Here is a 21,046-nt window from a genome sequence, read left to right as displayed (position 1 = left end):
AGCCTTTAAGTTTCAACAAGCTCTTTTGTATCCTCAAGTCTGACAGAAACAAGTTTCGAGACACCGGATTCCTGCATGGTTACACCATATAGAACATCGGCTTCTTCCATTGTTCCTTTTCTGTGAGTGATGACGATGAACTGAGTTTCTGAACTAAATCTTTTCAAATATTGACTGAAACGAAAAACGTTTGCTTCATCAAGAGCAGCTTCAACCTCATCAAGTATACAAAATGGAACCGGGCGTACCTTTAAAATTGCAAATAACAGAGCGATTGCCGTAAGGGCTCTTTCCCCGCCAGACAATAAACCAAGATTTTGCAGTTTTTTCCCAGGCGGCTGCGCAACAATTTCTACTCCGGTATTCAATAGGTCCTCCGGCTGCGTAAGTTTTAAATCAGCTCTCCCGCCGCCAAATAACGCACGGAACACAGGTTCAAAATGCTCACGAATTCCAGTAAAGGTCTCTTCAAAACGTTTTTTCATTTCAATATCCATTTCGTCAATAACTTGATAAAGCGTATCCTTTGCCTCTTTGAGGTCGTTCTTTTGTTCGTTTAAAAATTCATAACGTTCCGAAACTCTCTCGTATTCTTCAATCGCTCCAATATTCACACTGCCAAGTTCATCAATTGCCAATTTGATTAGTTTTACTTTTTTCCTGGATTCTTCTACTGGAAGTGTCAGCGGATATTGTTCCTTAGCACCCTCAAAAGAAAGTAAATATTCTTCTCTTAGATGAGCCAGTTTGTTTTCTAGTTCAACGTCTAATCGATTAATCTTTACTTCTTCATCCTTTAAGACTTCGACCATACCCTTATGAAGTCGCTTTAATTCCTTTGCTTCTAGTTCAGCATCCTCCAGGGCTGCATGCAATTCCAGACGTTCCTGCCTTTTTGAAGAAATAAGGGCAATCGTTTGTTCCTTATCCTGTTGTTTTCGTTTTGCAGCAGCTTCCAACTGTTCTTCACCGGAAGTACTGCCTTCCATTTCAGAAGTAAGCAGCATAAGATCTTCAGAGTAAAGGGACAGCCTCTCTTCACTTTGTGTTAATTCTTCTACGATTATGGTCAATCGTTCTTTTGTATTTACAAATTGCTGATTCTTAGCAGCATATTCAACCTTTAAATCCGTTATTTCTTTTGTCAGCGCTTCTTTTGATGAGATATCATTTGTCTTTTGTTCTGTTAGTTTAGCAATTTGTTGATCTAGGGCTTCTATCTTTCCTTTAAAGCTTGACAATGATTCAATAAGTTCATTTTTTCGATTGTTCAGGGTTACCTGTTCTTCTTTAAATTGTCCTTTTTCAAGATCATACATTGCCAAGCGATTATTGATATTCTTTACCTCGAATTCGGCTTCCCTTAGGTCACCTTTCAACGTTTGTTCCTCTTGTCTTAGTTCCTCTCCAACCTTCCGCATAGACTCTAGCTCTTGGTCTTGTAATTTAATCTCTTGTTTTAAAGTCTTAACAGAGTTTTCTAAACTAGAGGTTTTATCAGTCATTACGACAAGCTTGTCCTTCAACTCTTCCAGCTCACCTTTTCTTGTCAATAACGAGCTGTTCTTCTGCTTTTGTGCCCCGCCAGTCATCGAGCCGCCTGGGTTTACAATATCACCATCTAGTGTCACTAGCCGGCAGCGATACTGGAGGATTTTGGCCAGTTCATTCGCACCCTTTAAATCCTTGGTTATGACAACGTTACCTAAAAGATTACTGAAGACTTCTGTATACTTAGGGTCGAAATTTACTAAATCAACTGCACTTCCAACCAATGAAGGATGGTTCTGAATAGAGTTTAGTTGGGAAGATGACAACAATCTGCCCTTAATAACGCTTAAAGGTAAAAAAGTAGCCCGGCCGAATGAATGTTGTTTTAAGAAAGTAATGGCCATACGCGCATTCTGTTCTGTATCCACAACAATATGCTGCAAAGCCCCGCCTAATGCAGTTTCAAGTGCTGTCTCGTACTCTTTCGGCACCTTAACTAATTCAGCAACAGCTCCTTCAATACCTTTAAGCTTATTGCCGCGGGCTTTTAATACCTCTTTTACCCCTTGAAAGAAGCCTGAGTAATCTTCCTCCATCTCCTCAAGCATTTCTTTTCGTGATTTTGCCTGTTGAAGAATTTGATAGGCTTGATATAGGGTCTTTTCCTGCTTCTGATAATGATTTTGGGAATTGTCAAGTTTCCGCTGTTTCTCCCTGAAACCCGTTACTTGATTTGAAAGATTTTTTTGAACCTCATTTAGTGCTGTTTGAATTTGCAGCATTTTTGTTTGTGCTATTTGCCTTTCCTCAATAAATTTTACATTTTCAGAGTCCAGCCGCAAACTTTTTGTTTCCTGCTGCTCAAGCTGCTGGTCAATATATTTGACCTCGTTTTTCGCTCCAGCTTGTTCATTTAACAGTTCAATATATTCACCTTTTAAGGATTCAATTTTTTCATCAATATTTTCCGTGAATAACGCTAATTTTTCCTGCTTTTCTCTCAACTGATTTTGAAGAAACTGCACTTGCTGTGTCAGCTTTTTTACATGTTCATCCTGTAAATCTCTATTACTTTTTAATTGAGATATCTTATCTGTAAGTTCTGTAATACTTTTTTCAAGCTGGGATCTATTTTGAGAGGCATTTTTCTTTCTTTCTTTTAGAACTTCTTTCCTGCCTTCCAGCTTTTCTAACTCTTCACTGGCATGAAGAAGGACATTTTGCAAATCAGTTATTTGCTCGTCAAGCGCAGCAATATGATTCCTTGCTTCCTCTATCTTCGCTTCCTTTATTTGCAGCGTGGACGAAAGCCTGATTTCTTCTTGCTGATGTTCTTCGAGCTGAGTCGAAATCTTTGTCCACTTTTGATGTAAATCTTCGATATCGTAGACCGTTAAAGCCACTTCAATTTTCTCAAGCTCTTCTTTCTTATCTAAATAATCCCTTGCTATTGAAGCCTGTATCTTTAATGGTTCAACTTGTCCTTCAAGTTCATGTAATATATCATTAACGCGATTTAGGTTATCCTCTGTTTCTATCAGTTTAGATTCTGCTTTTTTCTTCCGATTTTTATATTTTAAAACACCTGCAGCTTCTTCAAAAATGGTCCTGCGGTCCTCAGCCTTACTGTTGAGAATTTCTTCTACCTTCCCTTGGCTGATAATTGAAAATGCTTCTCTGCCAAGACCCGAGTCCATAAACAAATCAACAATATCCTTCAATCGGCAAGGTTGTTTATTAATTAGGTATTCGCTATCCCCCGAACGCGTGACCCTCCTTGTTACACTTACTTCGTTGTAATCAATTGATAATCCCTCGTCTTGATTATCAAGAGTCAGAGTCACTTCCGCATAATTTAACGGCTTTCTTGTATCGCTTCCCGCAAAAATGATATCTTCCATTTTAGAGCCTCTAAGTGATTTAGCAGATTGCTCACCCAATACCCAGCGAATTGCATCTGTTATATTACTTTTTCCACTTCCGTTTGGACCAACTACAGCAGTGACTCCTTTAACAAAATCCACCCCAATACGATCTGCAAAAGATTTAAAGCCAATGATGTCCAACCGTTTTAAAAACATATCCTTATCCTCCCTAAAGCTTGGCCGGAATCTTCCTTAGCATTCTTCTGTTGTTTACTGCCTATGATGTTTTTGCTTTTAAAACCTCCAATGCCATTTGGGCGGCATGCTGTTCTGCTTCTTTTTTTGATTTACCTGTACCAATACCTAATTCTTCACCATTTAACGAAACTCTTGAAACAAATTCTTTACTATGGGCAGGACCTTTTTCAATTAGTACTTTGTATTCAATCAAACCTGTCCCATCTCTCTGGATTAATTCTTGAAGCTGGCTCTTAAAATCCATCACATGAGAAAAAGCACCCTCATTAATTTTAGGGAAAACCACTTTGTCTAGAAATCCATTTACTGCCTCAAGTCCCTTATCCAAGTATAACGCACCAATAAAAGCTTCAAATACATCGGCTAATAGTGCAGGGCGCTCTCTTCCTCCCGTCATCTCTTCTCCTTTACCCAACAATATTAGTTTGCCAAAGTAAAGTTCGTTTGCCAAAATGACGAGAGAAGGCTCACATACGATAGCTGCACGGAGCTTTGTCAGCTCCCCTTCACTCATCATTGGATATTTCTGGAACAAAAACTTCGAAACAGTAAGTTCTAGTACAGCATCCCCTAAAAATTCAAGCCTTTCGTTATCTTCATAAGGCTTTCTGCGATGCTCATTCACATAGGATGAATGAGTAAAAGCTTGTTTTAATAGCTTTTCATTTTCAAAATGAATACCGATCTTGTCCTGAAAATCTTTAAACTGATTTTCTTTTGCGCGATTGTTCATTTCTTTTTCCTTACCTTTTCTGCGCATTAAAGTCTCCACCTTGCATATTTTTTGCACACATTTCTATCCATAGTTTAAGTAATATTAAATAAAAACGCAAAGAAACCTGGCAGTATTATTTAAAGGCTGCCAAGTTTAATAATACAGAAGAAAGCCCCGTTTGAAAACGGAGCTTTTAAAAAGAAATCCAACGAATTAATTTTTGCTATTTATGTAATTCACAGCATCACCAACTGTGCTGATTTTTTCAGCATCATCGTCAGAAATTTCCATATCAAACTCATCTTCTAATTCCATAACTAGTTCAACTACGTCAAGGGAATCAGCACCAAGATCATCTTTGAAAGAAGCTTCAAGCTTAACTTGTGACTCATCTACACCTAAACGGTCAACGATGATTTTTGTTACACGTTCTAATACCTCTGCCATTGTCGTTCACCTCCCCTCAAGCTATTATAAAGTATATCAAAAAAATAATACACACACATTAATAAAATATTACATCACCATGCCGCCATTGATATGAATCGTCTGGCCTGTAATATATGAAGCGTCATCAGAAGCTAAGAAAGCTGTCATTTTAGCAATATCCTTAGGCTCTCCTAAACGTGCCAGCGGAATTTGTTTTAGCATTTCATCTTTAACTTCATCGGATAATTTATCTGTCATATCTGTTGTAATGAATCCAGGAGCAATCGCGTTAACTGTAATATTACGAGAAGCAAGTTCTTTTGCAGTAGTTTTGGTTAGTCCGATTACACCTGCTTTTGCTGACACATAGTTAGCTTGCCCAGGGTTACCGCTAACTCCAACAACAGAAGTGATATTAATGATACGGCCAACCCGCTGCTTCATCATTTGGCGGGTAACGCCTTTTGTACAAAGAAAAACACCTTTTAGATTGATGTTAATTACATCATCCCATTCATCTTCTTTCATTCTCATTAATAAATTATCTTTCGTGATTCCTGCATTGTTTACAAGTATATCCAATTTCCCGAAACGATCTACCGTTTCTTTAATCATCGCAGATACTTCTTCACTATTGGATACATCGCATTTTATGGCAAAAGCCTCTTTTCCGATAGCTTTTATTTCATCTACCACTTCATTTGCTTTTCCTTCACTGCCAGCAAAATTTACAGCAACATTTGCTCCCTGTCTTGCAAGTTCGAGGGCAATCTCCCTGCCAATCCCTCTGGAAGCGCCGGTTACTAAGGCAATTTTTCCTTCTAAAGTCATAGATTTCCCTCCTTTAATGCCTCGATTACAGATTGACAACTTTCTTCATCAGATATCGAATAAATTTTTACACTCCGGTTGATTTTTTTAATTAATCCTGATAGTACTTTTCCTGGTCCAATTTCAATGAAAGTATCCACACCTAAATCAATCATTTTTACAACAGAATCTTCCCAAAGGACTGGTGAATAAAGTTGTTCAATTAAATTTTCCTTTATTACAGCAGCCTCTGTCATTGGGTTAGCAGAAACATTTGCAATAACAGGAATAAGCGCGTCTTTCATATCAAGTGCATCTAAAACCTCACGCAATTGACCTGCAGCAGGTTTCATTAATGACGAATGAAAAGGACCGCTTACTTCTAAAGGAATGGCTCTTTTAGCACCAGCCTCTTTCGCCTTTTCCCCTGCAAGCTCAACACCTTTACGAGAACCAGATATGACAATTTGGCCAGGACAGTTTAAATTGGCTAGTGAAACAGGAAAGCCTGATTCACTAACTTCCACTGTAACTGCAGAAAGAGGATCACGGTCTAGTCCTAATATGGCAGCCATAGAACCTTCGCCATTTGGAACCGCACCTTCCATAAATTCTCCCCTTTTTCTAACCGCAAAGACTCCATCCCTAAAGGTTAGAGCACCAGCAGCTACAAGGGCTGTATATTCACCCAGACTATGTCCAGCAACATAATCAGGCTTGATTGCAGATTTTTTAAATCTTTCAAGTATAGCCATACTCGTTGTTAATAAGGCTGGCTGGGTATTAACCGTTTTGGTCAATTCTTCTTGAGGGCCCTCAAAAATCAGTTTAGTTAATTCAACCGAAAGTGTCTCATCAGCTTTATTAAAATAGTCCATAACCTCCGGATACTGCTCAGCAAGCTGTTTCCCCATACCAACTGCCTGCGACCCCTGTCCTGGAAATACAAATGCTATTTTTCCCATATGTGCACCCCTTCCTACACTTCTGAATTAGTTGTCCTTTGTTTTTCAATTGTCTGTTTAATGAGTCCGACTACATCTTTTTCCACCATTTCTCTTGTCTGGCGAATTGCACTAAAGATTGCTTGTCCGTTTGAGGAGCCATGCGCTTTAATTACAGGGGCTTTTAAGCCAAAAAGACCTGCACCGCCATACTCAGAATAATCTAGTGTGTTCTTTAAGATTTTGAATTCAGGTTTTAATACTGCAGCAGCGAGTTTACTTTTCACACTGCTCATCAGCGTGGTTTTTAACATTTTAAACATTGACAGTGCAGTACCCTCAACTGTCTTTAACACCATATTACCCGTGAATCCATCAGTAACCACTACATCTGCTGCGCCATCTAGCAAATCCCTGGCTTCTACATTTCCAACAAAATTTAGATTTGTCTTTTTCAAAAGTTCAAATGCCGCCTTTGTTAGGTCATTACCTTTCTTTTCTTCTGTTCCGATATTAAGGAGACCTACCCGTGGATTGGCAATTCCTCTTACTTTTTCACTATAGATGGAACCCATTATTGCATATTGGAGCAAGTGTTCAGGCTTGGCATCGACATTTGCCCCGACATCCAATAGCAGAAATCCCTCACCGCCAATAGTTGGCAGAGTAGGTGTAAGGGCCGGCCGTTCAATTCCCTCAATCCTGCCTACAACAAACAATCCTGCAGCCATTAATGCACCGGTATTTCCTGCAGATATACAAGCATCTGCATTCCCCTCTGCTACCTGCTGTGCAGCTAAAACCATCGAGGCCGTTTTCTTGCGGCGAACAGCTCTCACAGGCTCGTCCGTTCCAAGTATTACTTCGGTTGTATGTAAAATGCTAATCCGTTCTTGGTTTGTTAAGTATTCTTTAATTTTGGTTTCATCCCCAACAAGGGTTATATGTATATCTGAAAATGCTTCTATCGCTTTCATCGCACCGATTACGATTTCTTTAGGAGCATGGTCGCCACCCATTGCATCGATAGCTAACTTCATCTTTTCTCATCCTTTAATGATTTTTCTGAACGGTACATTTCGAATTCCCCTTTAAAGACAAGTTCATTGTTTACAAAACTTGTTACTTCGACAATGGTCCTTCCAATCCCGTCATCTATTTTAATAACCTTTGCTTTGGCAATCACTCGTTCTCCCTGCTTAACTGAGCGTTTAAATTGTATGTTTGCCTTTGCTGTTAACGCCAATTCATCATTTATGACTGCTGTGGCAAGAGAATTAGCCTGCGCAAAAACATGATGGCCTCTAGCTATCTTGTTCCTAATAAAGACATGCTCTTCTTTCACATCAAAAATGGAAATGGCACTTTGATCTAATTCAATATCAATAATTTCTCCGATTACTTCCTCTATCGGCAGAGACTTAACTTCATCTTCAAACTTTTTCTCTGCAACATATTTTATCCTTTCCCGTAACTCAGGAATTGATAATTCCAAACGATCAAGGCGAATGGTTTGTACACTGACTTGAAATTTATCTGCAAGGTCTTCATCGGTAATAAATGGATTCTCTTTGATCGTCTCTTTTAACATCTGCTGCCGTTCTTTTTTTGTTCTTCTCATAATCACACACCGTCCGAGCTATTATGACTAGGTACTAATAGTAGTATAAAATTAGAAAAAGCAGATTGCAAGAATAAGTTTATATTCTTACAATCTGCCTGAAGCATAAGTATGATGTTTAATCTAACTTTTCGCCTTCTAAAACGCCTGTATCATCGAGCTGATTTCTTAAGTTTTCAAATTCTTTATCATTCCAGAAAGTCTTTGATTGGATCATTTGTGAAGCGTCATTTCTAGCTGTTTCAAGAGCACGGTAATCGTGAACCATATCAGCGACCTTAAATTCAGGTACACCGCTCTGTTTCTTTCCAAAAAAGTCACCTGGTCCACGTAATTCAAGGTCTTTTTCGCTTAAAACGAATCCATCATTCGTATCAGTCATAATTCTCATTCTCTCTTGACCAACTTCTGATTTGGGATCGGCTAACAAGATACAATATGATTGGTCACTGCCCCGTCCTACTCTGCCGCGAAGCTGATGCAGCTGTGACAGCCCAAATCTCTCAGCATCATAAATGACCATCATGGTTGCATTAGGTACATTGACACCCACTTCTACTACAGTGGTTGAAACCAGTACTTGTACTTCATTAATACTAAATTCCTTCATAATTGTATCTTTTTCTTCTGAACTTAACCGTCCATGCATCAATCCTACTTTATAGCGATTTTGAAAATGATGGGTTAAAGTAGTATGGACGTCTATTGCATTTTGGACATCCAGCTTGTCTGATTCTTCAATTAAAGGACAGATTACATATGCCTGGTGTCCTTTTATCAATTCCTTTTCAATGAACGAAAGAACTCTTCCTAACATATCTGGTTTTGCCCAATAGGTTTCAATTGCTTTACGCCCTGCAGGCATTTCATCGATGACAGAAACATCCATCTCACCAAATACCGTAATCGCAAGCGTCCTAGGTATAGGTGTTGCCGTCATAAACAAAACATCAGGATTTTCTCCTTTTTCCCGAAGCACTCTTCGTTGTTCAACACCGAAGCGATGCTGTTCATCCGTTATGACAAAGCCTAGATTGTTAAAGGAGACTTCATCTTGAATAAGAGCGTGTGTGCCAATTAAAATATCCACTTTTCCATCTGCAAGTTTTTGAAGGATTTCTTTTCTGCGTTTGCCTTTCACAGAACTTGTTAATAGTTCACATTTTACGCCAAATGGTTCTAATAGCCCTTTTAGAGATTCCGCGTGCTGTTCTGCTAAAATTTCTGTCGGAACCATTAGCGCTCCTTGGTAACCTGCTGTATAACTTGCATATAACCCAATAGCTGCCACCACTGTTTTACCTGAGCCTACATCTCCTTGCAGAAGGCGGTTCATTCTAAGAGGAGACTTTAGGTCTGTTAAAATCTCCGTTACAACACGGTTCTGTGCATTTGTTAATGGAAATGGCAGCGATTGAATAAAATCCTCAACCTTTTTCATCTGAAAGGTTTGTTCAATTCCCGGTGCATGCTCGCGTTCAAATTTCCGTAATGCCTGCATTTTTAGCTGAAATAGTAAAAATTCTTCATAGACTAAACGCCGGCGGGCCTGCTTTACATCTTCCTGGTTAACAGGAAAATGCATGGCCCTCATTGCATCACTCCGGTTTGGCAAACGATACTTTTTTACTAGATCTGAAGGCAGACTCTCCTCGATATATTTGCCATATTGTTGAAAGGCAATCGATATAAACTTCCGCATTCCTTTGGTTGTAATTTTTCCTCGAAGTGAGTAGACAGGCTCAAAATCCTGAATTTTTGCATTTTGTCCGGCCTGCATTTCATTAGCAGTTATTGTTTGTCGATGGGCATCCCATTTACCTGTTACGGTAATGGTTTCATTCATAATGATTTTACTTTTTAAATAGGGCTGGTTAAAGAATACAACTTTAATCAGGTACTGACCGACAAACATTCTAAACATCAGCTTTGATTTCTTGCGGCCAAAATATGTAAGAGAAGGCTCACTATGAACCTTCCCTTCTACTGTAATTTTCTCTTCATGCTGAACCTCAGTAAGTTCACGAAGCCGGTAATCTTCATAACGGTATGGAAAATATTCTAATAAATCCTGAACGGTAAATATTTTCATTTCCGCTAAATTTTCAGCTGTTTCTTCCCCAATACCTCTTATTACTGTTACTGATTGCTTAAGATAATGATTCACTTAGACGCGCGGAATACCGAAGATCTTTGCTTCGAGTTCACGACCTGTCGGAGTTGCCGCTAACCCTCCCTGTGCAGTTTCTTTTAGTGCTGTCGGCATCGTTTGACCTATTTTATACATGGCATCAATGACTTCATCACATGGAATTCTGCTAGTAATACCCGCTAATGCCATATCCGCTGCTACCATCGCATTAGCTGCTCCCATCGCATTTCTTTTCACACATGGAACTTCTACCAAACCGGCAACAGGATCACAAACAAGGCCGAGCATATTTTTTAGTGTTATGGCCATTGCTTCTGCACACTGCTCTGGTGTGCCGCCTGCCATTTCCACTATAGCAGCTGCAGCCATTCCTGATGCGGAACCAACTTCTGCTTGGCAGCCGCCAGCTGCACCTGAAATCGAAGCATTGTTCGCAACAACAAAACCAAAAGCTCCCGCTGTGAATAGAAAAGCAATCATTTCCTCCCGTGAAGGGTTAAGCTTATTCTTTACCGCAAAAAGCGTACCTGGCACCACTCCAGCTGAACCTGCAGTCGGTGTAGCACAAATTGTCCCCATTGCAGCATTAACTTCGTTCGTCGCAACGGCTTTGCTCACAGCATCCAGGACCGTTTCACCGGATAGAAAATTACCTTTTTCAATATATTTCTGCAGAAGAACAGCATCCCCTCCCGTTAGGCCAGAGTGGGATTTAACTCCTTTAATTCCCCGTTCAACCGCTTCTTCCATGACCTTCAGATTTCTGTCCATAAAGGCCATTACTTCTTCCCGGCTGCGGCCGGTGACCTCCATTTCCTGCTCAATCATAATTTCTGAGATCTTTTTATTTTTACTAATAGCAAGCTCCACTAACTCAGCTACATTTCGAAACATTGTCTTCCCCCTTGTTGTTGTTTTATCTTGTGTATCTCGTGCATCTCTACCCGGCTTTTCTATTAATCCACGATCTTAGTAACTTTTAGGATATTGGTCAGTTGTTCTAATTCATGAAGGATTTTATCTTCGATGTTCTGGTCAACTTCAATGGTCATCAGTGCAAGCTTTCCTGCTTCTTTCCTTGCTACTTCCATATGACCAATATTAATTTCGTATTTAGCCAGTACATTTGCAACACTTGCAATGGCACCAAACCGGTCATTATGAACTACCAATATGGCTGGATGGTTCCCTGATAATTTAAGTTCAAAACCATTTAACTCTATTACTTCAATTTTCCCGCCGCCAATTGAAATTCCAACCAGCTCTAATTCGCCTTTATCATCACCAATTATTACTCTGGCAGTATTCGGATGGTCAGTAATAGCGTCCTCTTCAATAAAACGAAGTTTAATACCCCGCTCCTTCGCTATATCTATTGCATTTATGATTCTTACATCATCTGTATCGAAATCTAGCAAGCCGCCAACAATCGCAACATCTGTCCCATGTCCTTTATACGTTTTAGCAAATGAGCCATATAAAGAAATATTTGCCCATTTTGGTTCCCTGCCAAATAAACTCCTGGCAACCCTGCCAATTCTAGCAGCCCCCGCTGTATGTGAGCTGGATGGGCCAATCATAACAGGTCCGATTATGTCAAAAACACTTCTGTATTTCATTACTTTCTCCCCCTAGGACAAATATATCTCTTTGGTATCCATCTATATTTATAACACAGAAAAAGGCTGAATTCTAAAAGAATATTGTTAAAATCTTAAAGCCGATTTTAACGTGGAAATATCTATTTTGCGCTTTAGAATTTAGTTTGCAAGCTCTTTTCTTATTAAATCTTGTTCCAAAAGAGCAAAAAGGTTTAAGAAAAAGAAAAGAGCCTTAAAAAAAGAAAATAGAAGGGTTATTTCCCCTTCTATTTTATCACTTATTCAATTGCAAAGATAAATGAATATAATGGTTGTTTTCCATCATGAAGTTCAACCTCTACATCCTCAAAATGCTCATCAGCAAACATTACAAGTGCATTTACCTCATCTTCAGAAACGTCTTCACCATATATGATGGTTAATATTTCCGAATCCTCATCTACCATCTTAGATAGCAGTTCTTCAGCAGCTTTTGCTTTATCTTTGTTTTTTACAACAATCTTGCCTTCAGCAATTCCCATGAAATCATCTTTCTCAATTTCTAATCCATCGATTTGGGTATCGCGGACAGCAAATGTAATTTGACCGGTCTTAACATGCTGCATTGCTTCCGTCATCGATGCTTCATTTGTTTTAACATCTCCTGCTGGATTAAATGCTAAAAGAGCAGAAAGACCTTGAGGAACTGTTTTAGATGGAATTACATAAATTTCTTCTTCTGAAACATCCGCAGCCTGCTGAGCTGCCATAATGATATTTTTATTATTCGGCAGAATAAATACCTTTTTGGCATTCACTTCTTTAACAGCCTTAACAATATCCTCCGTACTTGGATTCATTGTTTGTCCGCCCTCAATTACGGCATGTGCTCCGATACTCTTAAATAATTCCGCAATACCAGAACCCATTGATACGGTAACAATTCCATATTCCTGCTGTTCTTTTGGAACTTGTGGTTTATCGGAAACCAACGGTGTGTGCAGTTCGCCAACAATATTGGAATGCTGCTGCCTCATGTTTTCAATTTTGATATTGATAAGACTTCCGTACTTTTGTCCGTAGCTTAAGCAATCACCAGGCTGTTCAGAATGAATATGTACCTTTACAACCTCTTCATCAGCGATAACAAGTAAAGAATCACCAAGCTTACTAAGATCGTTTCGATACACCTGTTCATCGAATGGATGCTTAGCCAGCTTAGCTTCTTCGAATTTCACCATAAATTCTGTACAATAGCCAAATACAATATCTTCTGTATTCATATGACTTTGGACACTTTTGTGATGTTCTGCACTGACCATTTCATCCATTGAAGGAAAGCTGTCCGGTGTATCAGGAAGCTGCTCACCTTTTAGTTCAGCAAGAAATCCTTCATAAACGAAGACAAGCCCTTGGCCGCCGCTGTCAACTACTCCAACTTCCTTTAAAACTGGCAGAAGATCTGGTGTGCGCTTAAGTGAAGCCTTCGCTTCTTTTAAAACTTCCTCCATAATCTCGATAATATCATTCGATTTTTGGGAAGCAGCAACACCTCTTTTGGCTGAATCCTTTGCAACCGTTAGGATTGTCCCCTCTACCGGCTTCATGACGGCTTTATAGGCAGTTTCGACACCCGAATCCAGCGCCGCAGCAAATTCTTTCCCATTGATTACTGCTTTTGTTTCAATCGCTTTTGAAAATCCACGAAATAATTGGGAAAGAATTACCCCAGAGTTACCTCTGGCACCCATGAGCAAGCCCTTTGATAAAGCTGCTCCAACTTTTCCAATATGTTCTTGTACATTATTTTTTACTTCCTTTGCCCCTGAGGTCATTGATAAATTCATATTCGTTCCAGTATCACCATCGGGCACAGGAAAAACGTTTAACGCATCCACCATTTTTGCGTTGGCTCCTAAATGATTCGCACCTTGAATCACCATTTCTGCAAAACGTTTTCCATCTAAAGCTGTAATAGACACAAACTTTCCTCCTCTACTTGCGGTTCGTTACACCACTTAAGGGTTCGTTACACGAACTCCCTGAACGTAAATATTTACCGAGTCAACGGCAAGTCCAACGGTCTTATCAAGTGTGTATTTCACCTTTGATTGCACGTTATGGGCAACCTCGGAAATCTTTGTTCCATAGCTGACAATTATATACATATCAATATGTACTTCTTCATTCTCTTGGCGAACAATAACTCCACGAGTAAAATTTTCTTTTCTTAAAATTTCTGTAAGACCGTCTTTTATCTGACTTTTTGATGCCATACCCACAATGCCATAACAATCGATAGCGGCACCTCCAGCGATGGTGGCGATTACTTCATTTGAAATATCAATTTGTCCGAACTTAGTTTTTAATTCGATGGACATGAATCGTTCCCCCTTTTGGAAATTGCTCCTTGACTAAAGTCATTTTACTATAGTCAAGAAAAATATGAAAGCGATACTTTATTCTTATTGACTTCACAATCAATTATCATGCATGTCAAGGTATTTTTCTTGAAACGTTTATTAATCACTATTGCATTCAAACAGGTTGTATGATAAATTATTAAGGTATCTTTAGACAATAACGTAAATGCTGTATAAAGCTTTTGGTAATAAGGAGGGAATCATTATGCCACGTAAATGTGTTGTAACTGGAAGAAAAACTACATCTGGTAATGCACGTTCACACGCTATGAACGCTAACAAGCGCACATGGGGTGCTAACCTACAAAAAGTACGTATTCTTGTTGATGGAAAGCCTAAGCGTGTTTGGGTTTCTACAAGAGCGTTAAGATCTGGTAAAGTAGAACGCGTATAATATGTGAGGGCATCCTAATAAAGGGTGCCCTTTCTTACTATATTACCCTCTTTCCCCAAAAATAAAAAAGCACCCAAAAATAGGTGCTTAAATTTCCTTCTATTCATTCTTTTTAAATGCACCAATCATCGCTCGGACAAGTCCACCTAAAAACTTTGGCAGTTTAATTGTATAAAATTTCATTATGTCCCTCCTCACAATCTAACACATCTAAACTTCTCTCGTACGCCTTTACTATTTTATTCATACGGACGAAATCAGTACCTCGAAAAATCGTATTAATCATTACTTCTTATCACTAATAATATGCCTTCTGAAAATGAAAAAGTACCATTATCACTAATAAGTTCATTACTAATACATAGTGTAGAGCCGATGGTAATATGACGATCTTCTAAAGGATACTTAAATCCTTTAAGAGTGAGCTCTTTCACATCAAGGGTTAACGGGACAAAAGAAACATACTTTTTATCTGCCCTCTTTCTCATTTTATAACTGCCGGGACCTTTTAATGATAGGATATTTTGATGATCGATAAGAAAAATTTCCACATGATTGTCTTCCAATAAAGGCTTAACCAATAATTGGACATTGGCTAAGAAATGGTCCAATCTGCCGCCGCTGGCACCAAAGACCCGAATGAAATCAGGATTTTGTTTGATTGCCCAGTTCAATGCAAGCTCCATATCTGTTTCATTTTTTTCTGGCTTATACTTTTTCATATACCTTACATGTTCTTCGATAACAGCATATTCATCGTCGGATACTGAATCAAAGTCCCCAAAAGCAATTTTCGGGATAATATTCATTTTTATAAGGCTGTAAACCCCTCTGTCAACACCGATCCAAACTTCATTTTCACCTAAATATTCATTCAAATTAGGCAAAAGTTCAATAGGTCCGCCAGCTAAGATGTTAATATTCACGCAACTATCCCCCTCTTGACTATAAAAAAAGCCAGCATATAGCCAGCTTTGTACGGTTTAACCTCTTATTAGTGATATTGCAGCTGCATAATCCTCTTGATTATAGATAGCTGATCCAGCAACTAAAACATTTGCCCCAGCCTCCATACAGAGTTTCGCTGTCTCCGGATTTACTCCGCCGTCAATTTCAATTTCAAGTTCTTTGTTTATTGAGTCAGCCATTTCCTTAACTTTCCTGATTTTCGGAAGAACTTCAGGTATAAACTTTTGTCCGCCAAAACCTGGATTCACAGACATTAACAACACCATATCAATATCCGCTAAAATATGCTGTATAGAATCAACTGGTGTAGCTGGATTTAAGACTACTCCAGCCTTTATTCCAAAAGATTTAATATGGTGAATAGTACGATGCAGGTGCCGGCAAGCCTCTACATGGACTGTAATGTAATCTGCTCCTGCTTTAGCGAAATTTTCTATATATTGGTCAGGGTTCTCAATCATAAGATGAACATCGAGTGGAAGCTTTGTAACTGGACGAATCGCTTCCACAATTAGCGGACCTATCGTAATATTTGGAACAAAATGACCATCCATTACATCGATATGGATATAGTCGGCTCCTGCCTTTTCTACTGCCGCTATTTCTTCACCTAATCTGGCGAAATCAGCAGAAAGGATAGAAGGTGCAATCTTCACCATTATTTAGTACCTCGGCTTTCTGTCTTTTATTTCTTGCAGGAAATCAACATAATGTTGATAGCGATATTGAGTTATAGTCTGGGCTTCAACACCAGCTTTTACTGCACATTTCGGCTCGCTAATGTGTAAGCAGGCCCGAAATTTACACTTTTCACTTTCACGTGCTATTTCCGGAAAACAATACGTTAGCTCTTCTGCCTCAATTGTAGTGAATTCCAATGAGCTAAATCCCGGTGTATCAGCAATTAGTCCATTACCCACACTAATCAATTCAACATGTCGAGTAGTATGCTTTCCTCTTCCTAAATGGGAGGAAATATCATTTGTTTTCAAACTAAGATCAGGGCGGAGCACATTTAAAAGAGACGACTTTCCCACCCCTGATTGGCCGGCAAATACTGATATTTTATTTTCAACATGAGGATTTAGCCTCTCTATCCCGGCTTCTGTTTCAGATGAAGTCAGGAGGACTTCATACCCCATATTCCTGTATTCTTCAGCATACTCGGTAATAGCCTGCTTTTGTTTCTCATTGGTTAAATCCATTTTTGTAATACATATAAGTGGTTGAATATGATTATATTCAACTAGTACAAGAAAGCGATCTAGAAGCACTGTACTAAAGTCAGGTTCAACGGCGGAAAAAACAAGAATAGCTTGGTCTACGTTTGCTATCGGCGGACGTACAAGCTCATTCTTCCTTTCCTTTACTTCCATAATATATCCTTCACGCTCATTTTCTGCTTGAAAAACCACTTCATCGCCAACGAGGGGTGTAATCTTATTTTTCCGAAATACACCTCTCCCGCGGCATTGAATCATTTCTCCATCATGCAGGACATAATAAAACCCACTTAATGCTTTTACAATTTTTCCTTCAGGCATACCCACACTCCTTGCCTTTTATCATAACAAATGATTTATACGATTAATTTTCCGGATACTTTACAGGTTTATCATATAGTACCGTAGTATCTCTATATACCTTATATCCTGCATCACGGTCATATGGAACTAAGAGCTCAATCGTTTTATGAGTTGTTGCAAAAATTGGAAAGGTATCTGCTGGAGTGGTCATGCTTCGATTAACATCTTCAATGTAAATGGTAACCATTTGTTCTTGACCAGGTTCCGTTCCTGTATACTCAATAAGTATATCGACCGTAACAGTTTTAGGCGGTTTTTCTTCTTTCCCTTTTGAAATTATTACTGACACTGTGTCACCCTTTTTCATCTCTGTTTCTGGAGGAGGTGACTGTGAAATGATATTACCACGAGGGATAGTATCATCATACTTTTCCTCTGTAGCATCAAGTGTAAGGCCGACGGATTCAACATAAGCCTGTGCACCTTTTAAATTAGACTGGGTTAAATCTTTAAGGATTATTTTTTCAGGTCCCTTGCTGACTTCAAACTCAAGAATGGTGTCTTCTGGGACTATTTCTTCGCCATTTTCAGGTTTTTGACTTAGGATGGTCCCCTTTTCACTATCATCAAATACCTCAGTTATTTTAATATCTTTAAAATCTTGGTTATCTAATATCCGCATGACATCTTCATATTTACGGCCAGTATAATCTGGTAATTCGAATTTATCTTTCCCAATACTTATATATATAGAAATTGCAGTATCTTCCTTAACAGTACTTCCTTCTTCGGGATTCGTTTTAATTACTTTTCCCTCTTCAATTTCGTCATGAGTACTCTCAATTTCTTCATCCACTTGTAAACCAGCAGATTCTATTTTTGCGATAGCCTCTTTTAATTCCAAACCGCTGACATCAGGGATTGTCACATCTTTAGGAGAAATAAGTCCCGGTAAAACCAGAAAAGTAAATAACCCTAACAATGATAACAATAAGAACGTTGTTATCAAGATAATGGGCCACTTTTTACGTTTTTTCGGCTCATTTGCTTTTGAAGCTGCATCATTAGCTTTTTGTTTATCCTGACTATGTACCATTGTTTCACCAAGATTTTGCAGGGGGCGATCATCGGTAATTATCGGTATGGCTTTTGTCGCTTCATCATCAACCGGGATTACAAATTTAAGTTCATTTAATCTCTCTGAATCAAGTGCTGTCCTTAAATCTTCTTCCATTTCATCTACATTGTTATAACGATGAAAAGAATCTTTAGCTGTTGCCTTTAAAACAATATTCTCCACACTTTGTGGTATGTTCGGGTTCCATCTTCTTACGGATGGTGTTTCCGATTGAAGATGCTTTAAGGCAATGGAAACAGCAGATTCACCTGAAAAGGGAAGTCTTCCTGTTAATAATTCAAACATGACGATTCCAAGGGAATAAATATCTGATTTTTTATTTGCCATGCCTCCGCGAGCTTGTTCAGGAGATAGATAGTGAACGGATCCAAGTACTGAGTTCGTTTGAGTAATGCTTGTAGCACTTAGTGCCATTGCAATTCCAAAATCAGTTATTTTTACATTTCCAAACCTGTCAACGAGAATGTTTTGAGGCTTGATATCCCTATGAATAATATGGTTTTGATGCGCATGGGAAATGGCAGAGGTCAGCTGTTTCATTATTTCAATTGTTTCTTCAACCTGTAATGGTGAATTTTGTTGTATGTATTGTTTTAATGTTTGACCTTCGACATATTCCATTACAATATAATAAAGATCATTTTCTTCGCCAACGTCATAGATACTTACGATATTAGGATGTGCTAAACTTGTTGCAGATTGGGCTTCTCTACGGAACCGGCGTATAAATTCTTCATCATTAGCAAAATCAAGGCGCAGCATTTTAACAGCCACATCACGATCAAGAATCATATCGTGGGCTAAATAAACATTTGCCATCCCGCCTCCGCCAATCATTTCTAATACTTTATAGCGGCCACTTAAACGTTTTCCAATCAACATTATGCATCACCCTCGCTGAAATCAGAAAACTCAACAATCGCAAGTGTAATATTATCTTCTCCGCCATTTTCATTAGCAAGAGAAATAAGCGTACATGCTTTTTTGTCTAAAGGTTGTTGATTAGTCAAAATTTCGCTCATTTCTTTTTCACTAACTTTATTGGAAAGACCATCAGAACATAATAAGAGGATATCCCCTTCTTCAAAAATAATTGTTTTAATATCCATTTCTACTGCCTTTTCAGTCCCAAGAGCACGCAGAAGTACGTTTTTGCGGGGATGATGCTCCGCGTCTTCCCGCGATATTTGACCTGTACGAACAAGCTCATTTACTAATGAATGGTCTTCTGTAACCTGTTTAAATCCACTCTCATTAAGTAAATAGCATCTGCTGTCACCAATGTTTGCAATTGTTACAAAGCGATTGGTACTAATAGCTGCAACAACTGTCGTACCCATCCCATCACATTCTAAGTTATTCATCGCATGATTAAAAAGCAAGCTATTGACAGTTGTAATATGATCTTTCAACCAGTTTTCTGCATCACCAGCAGTTGAAATACCATTAGACTCCTCCCATACGCTCTTCAACTGAGAGATTGTCATTTCACTGGCAACATCACCAGCACGGTGACCCCCCATGCCATCTGCGACAATGGCAAGGCGGTTTCCGTCCTTATTTACAAATATTCCACCAGCATCTTCATTATGTTGCCTGACCTTGCCCTGGTCAGTCATAAATACTGCTTTCAAACTGTTCACCTCGTCTCCTCTTTCCGCTCCTTTGCACGAAGTTGTCCACATGCTGCATCAATGTCGTGCCCCTGCTCCCTGCGAATCGTTACATTAATTCCACGATTTTTGAGTGTTTTTTCAAATGCAAAGATTTTATCCTTTGGAGTACGTACATAATCCCGCTCGGGAACATAATTAACAGGAATGAGATTAACATGGCATTTTAGTCCCTTTAACAGGCTGGCTAATTCTTCTGCATGTTCAACAGAATCATTCACACCGCCAAAAAGGCCATACTCAAAGCTAATTCTCCGCCCTGTCTTATCGATATAATACCTTACAGATTTCATTAAGTCATCAAGTTTATATGCCCTGTTAATCGGCATTAACCGAGACCTTAATTCAGTATTAGGCGCGTGCAGTGAAATTGCAAAATTAATCTGCATATTTTCATCGGCAAATTGATAGATCTTTGGAACAATACCGCTAGTGGATACGGTTATATGCCGTGCGCCTATCATCAATGCCTTATCATGATTAATGATTTTAAGAAAAGACATCATATTATCATAATTGTCAAAGGGTTCTCCAATCCCCATGATAACAACCGAGCTGACTCGCTCATCTGTTTCGTCAAGTGTTTGCTGTACAGTTACAACTTGAGAGACAATTTCACCAGCTTCTAGATGGCGCTTGAGTCCTCCAAGTGTTGAAGCACAGAAGGTACAGCCAATTCTACAGCCAACCTGTGTCGTTACACAAACCGAATTTCCATAATCATGGCGCATTAAAACCGTCTCAATTGAGTATCCATCATGAAGCTCAAATAGAAATTTAATCGTTCCGTCAGAAGAAGATTGCTTAATAACCGTCTTTAATGTCGTGATTTGAAAATTCTCCGAAAGCTTTTCCCGTAATCCTTTTGACAAGTTATTCATATCTTCAAAAGAAGAAACTCTTTTTTTGTACAGCCAATCATAGATTTGTTCTGCCCGGAAAGGCTTTTCACCATTATTAGTCAGCCATTCCTTAAGTTCATGAAGCTCGAGGGAATAAATTGACGTTTTTTTCATGTCCATTGTTGTATTGTTCTCAGTTGTGTTTAATTGTTCCAA

20 protein-coding genes are annotated in these 21,046 nt (G+C 38.9%); 1 reads left to right on the top strand and 19 read right to left on the bottom strand.

Annotated features, from left to right (window positions below; all coding sequences use genetic code 11):
• Positions 1-5 precede the first annotated feature (5 nt).
• From smc to SFC47_RS02595, 12 genes are all read right to left on the bottom strand, one after another.
• Positions 6-3,572: a chromosome segregation protein SMC gene (gene smc / locus SFC47_RS02650; protein ID WP_411252707.1), complete on the bottom strand. Its 3,567-nt coding sequence runs from the start codon at positions 3,570-3,572 to the stop codon at positions 6-8.
• A gap of 61 nt (positions 3,573-3,633) precedes the next feature.
• Positions 3,634-4,374, bottom strand: coding sequence for a ribonuclease III (gene rnc / locus SFC47_RS02645; protein WP_411252706.1), 741 nt, complete (start codon positions 4,372-4,374; stop codon positions 3,634-3,636).
• A 168-nt stretch (positions 4,375-4,542) separates the two neighbouring features.
• Positions 4,543-4,776 (bottom strand): acyl carrier protein, encoded by a 234-nt coding sequence (gene acpP / locus SFC47_RS02640; RefSeq protein WP_307196417.1) that lies wholly within the window; start codon positions 4,774-4,776, stop codon positions 4,543-4,545.
• Positions 4,777-4,845: 69 nt separating this feature from the next.
• Entirely contained in the window at positions 4,846-5,589 is a 744-nt protein-coding gene (gene fabG / locus SFC47_RS02635; RefSeq protein ID WP_411252705.1) for a 3-oxoacyl-[acyl-carrier-protein] reductase, read from the bottom strand.
• Positions 5,586-6,533, bottom strand: a complete 948-nt coding sequence (gene fabD / locus SFC47_RS02630; protein WP_411252704.1) for an ACP S-malonyltransferase — start codon at positions 6,531-6,533, stop codon at positions 5,586-5,588. The genes fabG and fabD overlap by 4 nt, the downstream gene beginning before the upstream one ends.
• Before the next feature lie 14 nt (positions 6,534-6,547).
• On the bottom strand, positions 6,548-7,552 hold the full coding sequence (gene plsX, locus SFC47_RS02625; RefSeq protein WP_411252703.1) for a phosphate acyltransferase PlsX: 1,005 nt from the start codon (positions 7,550-7,552) through the stop codon (positions 6,548-6,550).
• Entirely contained in the window at positions 7,549-8,133 is a 585-nt protein-coding gene (fapR, locus tag SFC47_RS02620; protein WP_411252702.1) for a transcription factor FapR, read from the bottom strand. The genes plsX and fapR overlap by 4 nt, the downstream gene beginning before the upstream one ends.
• Positions 8,134-8,251: 118 nt before the next feature.
• On the bottom strand, positions 8,252-10,300 hold the full coding sequence (recG, locus tag SFC47_RS02615; protein WP_411252701.1) for an ATP-dependent DNA helicase RecG: 2,049 nt from the start codon (positions 10,298-10,300) through the stop codon (positions 8,252-8,254).
• Positions 10,301-11,179, bottom strand: coding sequence for an L-serine ammonia-lyase, iron-sulfur-dependent, subunit alpha (gene sdaAA / locus SFC47_RS02610; RefSeq protein ID WP_411252700.1), 879 nt, complete (start codon positions 11,177-11,179; stop codon positions 10,301-10,303).
• Between the two features lie 62 nt (positions 11,180-11,241).
• Positions 11,242-11,904: an L-serine ammonia-lyase, iron-sulfur-dependent subunit beta gene (gene sdaAB, locus SFC47_RS02605; RefSeq protein WP_411252699.1), complete on the bottom strand. Its 663-nt coding sequence runs from the start codon at positions 11,902-11,904 to the stop codon at positions 11,242-11,244.
• 260 nt (positions 11,905-12,164) lie between these two features.
• Positions 12,165-13,847, bottom strand: coding sequence for a DAK2 domain-containing protein (locus tag SFC47_RS02600; RefSeq protein WP_411252698.1), 1,683 nt, complete (start codon positions 13,845-13,847; stop codon positions 12,165-12,167).
• A gap of 36 nt (positions 13,848-13,883) precedes the next feature.
• A complete protein-coding gene (locus tag SFC47_RS02595) occupies positions 13,884-14,246 on the bottom strand; it encodes an Asp23/Gls24 family envelope stress response protein (protein WP_045515300.1) in 363 nt (120 codons plus the stop codon).
• A 247-nt stretch (positions 14,247-14,493) separates the two neighbouring features.
• Here SFC47_RS02595 and rpmB point away from each other — a divergent pair, with 247 nt between their 5' ends.
• A complete protein-coding gene (gene rpmB, locus SFC47_RS02590; protein WP_251631051.1) occupies positions 14,494-14,682 on the top strand; it encodes a 50S ribosomal protein L28 in 189 nt (62 codons plus the stop codon).
• A gap of 99 nt (positions 14,683-14,781) precedes the next feature.
• Here the strand turns inward: rpmB and spoVM are convergent, their stop codons facing one another.
• The 7 genes from spoVM to rlmN form a co-directional block, all read right to left on the bottom strand.
• Positions 14,782-14,865, bottom strand: coding sequence for a stage V sporulation protein SpoVM (gene spoVM, locus SFC47_RS02585; protein WP_035445740.1), 84 nt, complete (start codon positions 14,863-14,865; stop codon positions 14,782-14,784).
• Positions 14,866-14,960: 95 nt separating this feature from the next.
• Complete coding sequence (locus SFC47_RS02580) at positions 14,961-15,608, bottom strand: thiamine diphosphokinase (RefSeq protein WP_411252697.1); 648 nt, start codon at positions 15,606-15,608, stop codon at positions 14,961-14,963.
• A 57-nt stretch (positions 15,609-15,665) separates the two neighbouring features.
• Positions 15,666-16,310 carry a ribulose-phosphate 3-epimerase gene (gene rpe / locus SFC47_RS02575; protein WP_411252696.1) on the bottom strand — a complete coding sequence of 215 codons (645 nt, stop codon included), beginning with the start codon at positions 16,308-16,310 and terminating at the stop codon, positions 15,666-15,668.
• Positions 16,311-16,313: 3 nt separating this feature from the next.
• Positions 16,314-17,195 (bottom strand): ribosome small subunit-dependent GTPase A, encoded by an 882-nt coding sequence (gene rsgA, locus SFC47_RS02570; protein ID WP_411252695.1) that lies wholly within the window; start codon positions 17,193-17,195, stop codon positions 16,314-16,316.
• Positions 17,196-17,238: 43 nt separating this feature from the next.
• Complete coding sequence (gene pknB, locus SFC47_RS02565) at positions 17,239-19,197, bottom strand: Stk1 family PASTA domain-containing Ser/Thr kinase (protein WP_411252694.1); 1,959 nt, start codon at positions 19,195-19,197, stop codon at positions 17,239-17,241.
• A complete protein-coding gene (locus tag SFC47_RS02560) occupies positions 19,197-19,949 on the bottom strand; it encodes a Stp1/IreP family PP2C-type Ser/Thr phosphatase (protein ID WP_411253604.1) in 753 nt (250 codons plus the stop codon). Before SFC47_RS02560 ends, pknB begins: the two co-directional genes overlap by 1 nt.
• A gap of 5 nt (positions 19,950-19,954) precedes the next feature.
• Positions 19,955-21,046: a dual-specificity RNA methyltransferase RlmN gene (rlmN, locus tag SFC47_RS02555; protein WP_411252693.1), complete on the bottom strand. Its 1,092-nt coding sequence runs from the start codon at positions 21,044-21,046 to the stop codon at positions 19,955-19,957.

This window comes from Neobacillus niacini (genome assembly GCF_046591715.1).
Taxonomy (GTDB): Bacteria; Bacillota; Bacilli; order Bacillales; family Cytobacillaceae; genus Neobacillus; species Neobacillus niacini_L.
This window is presented reverse-complemented; position numbering and strand designations above follow the sequence as displayed.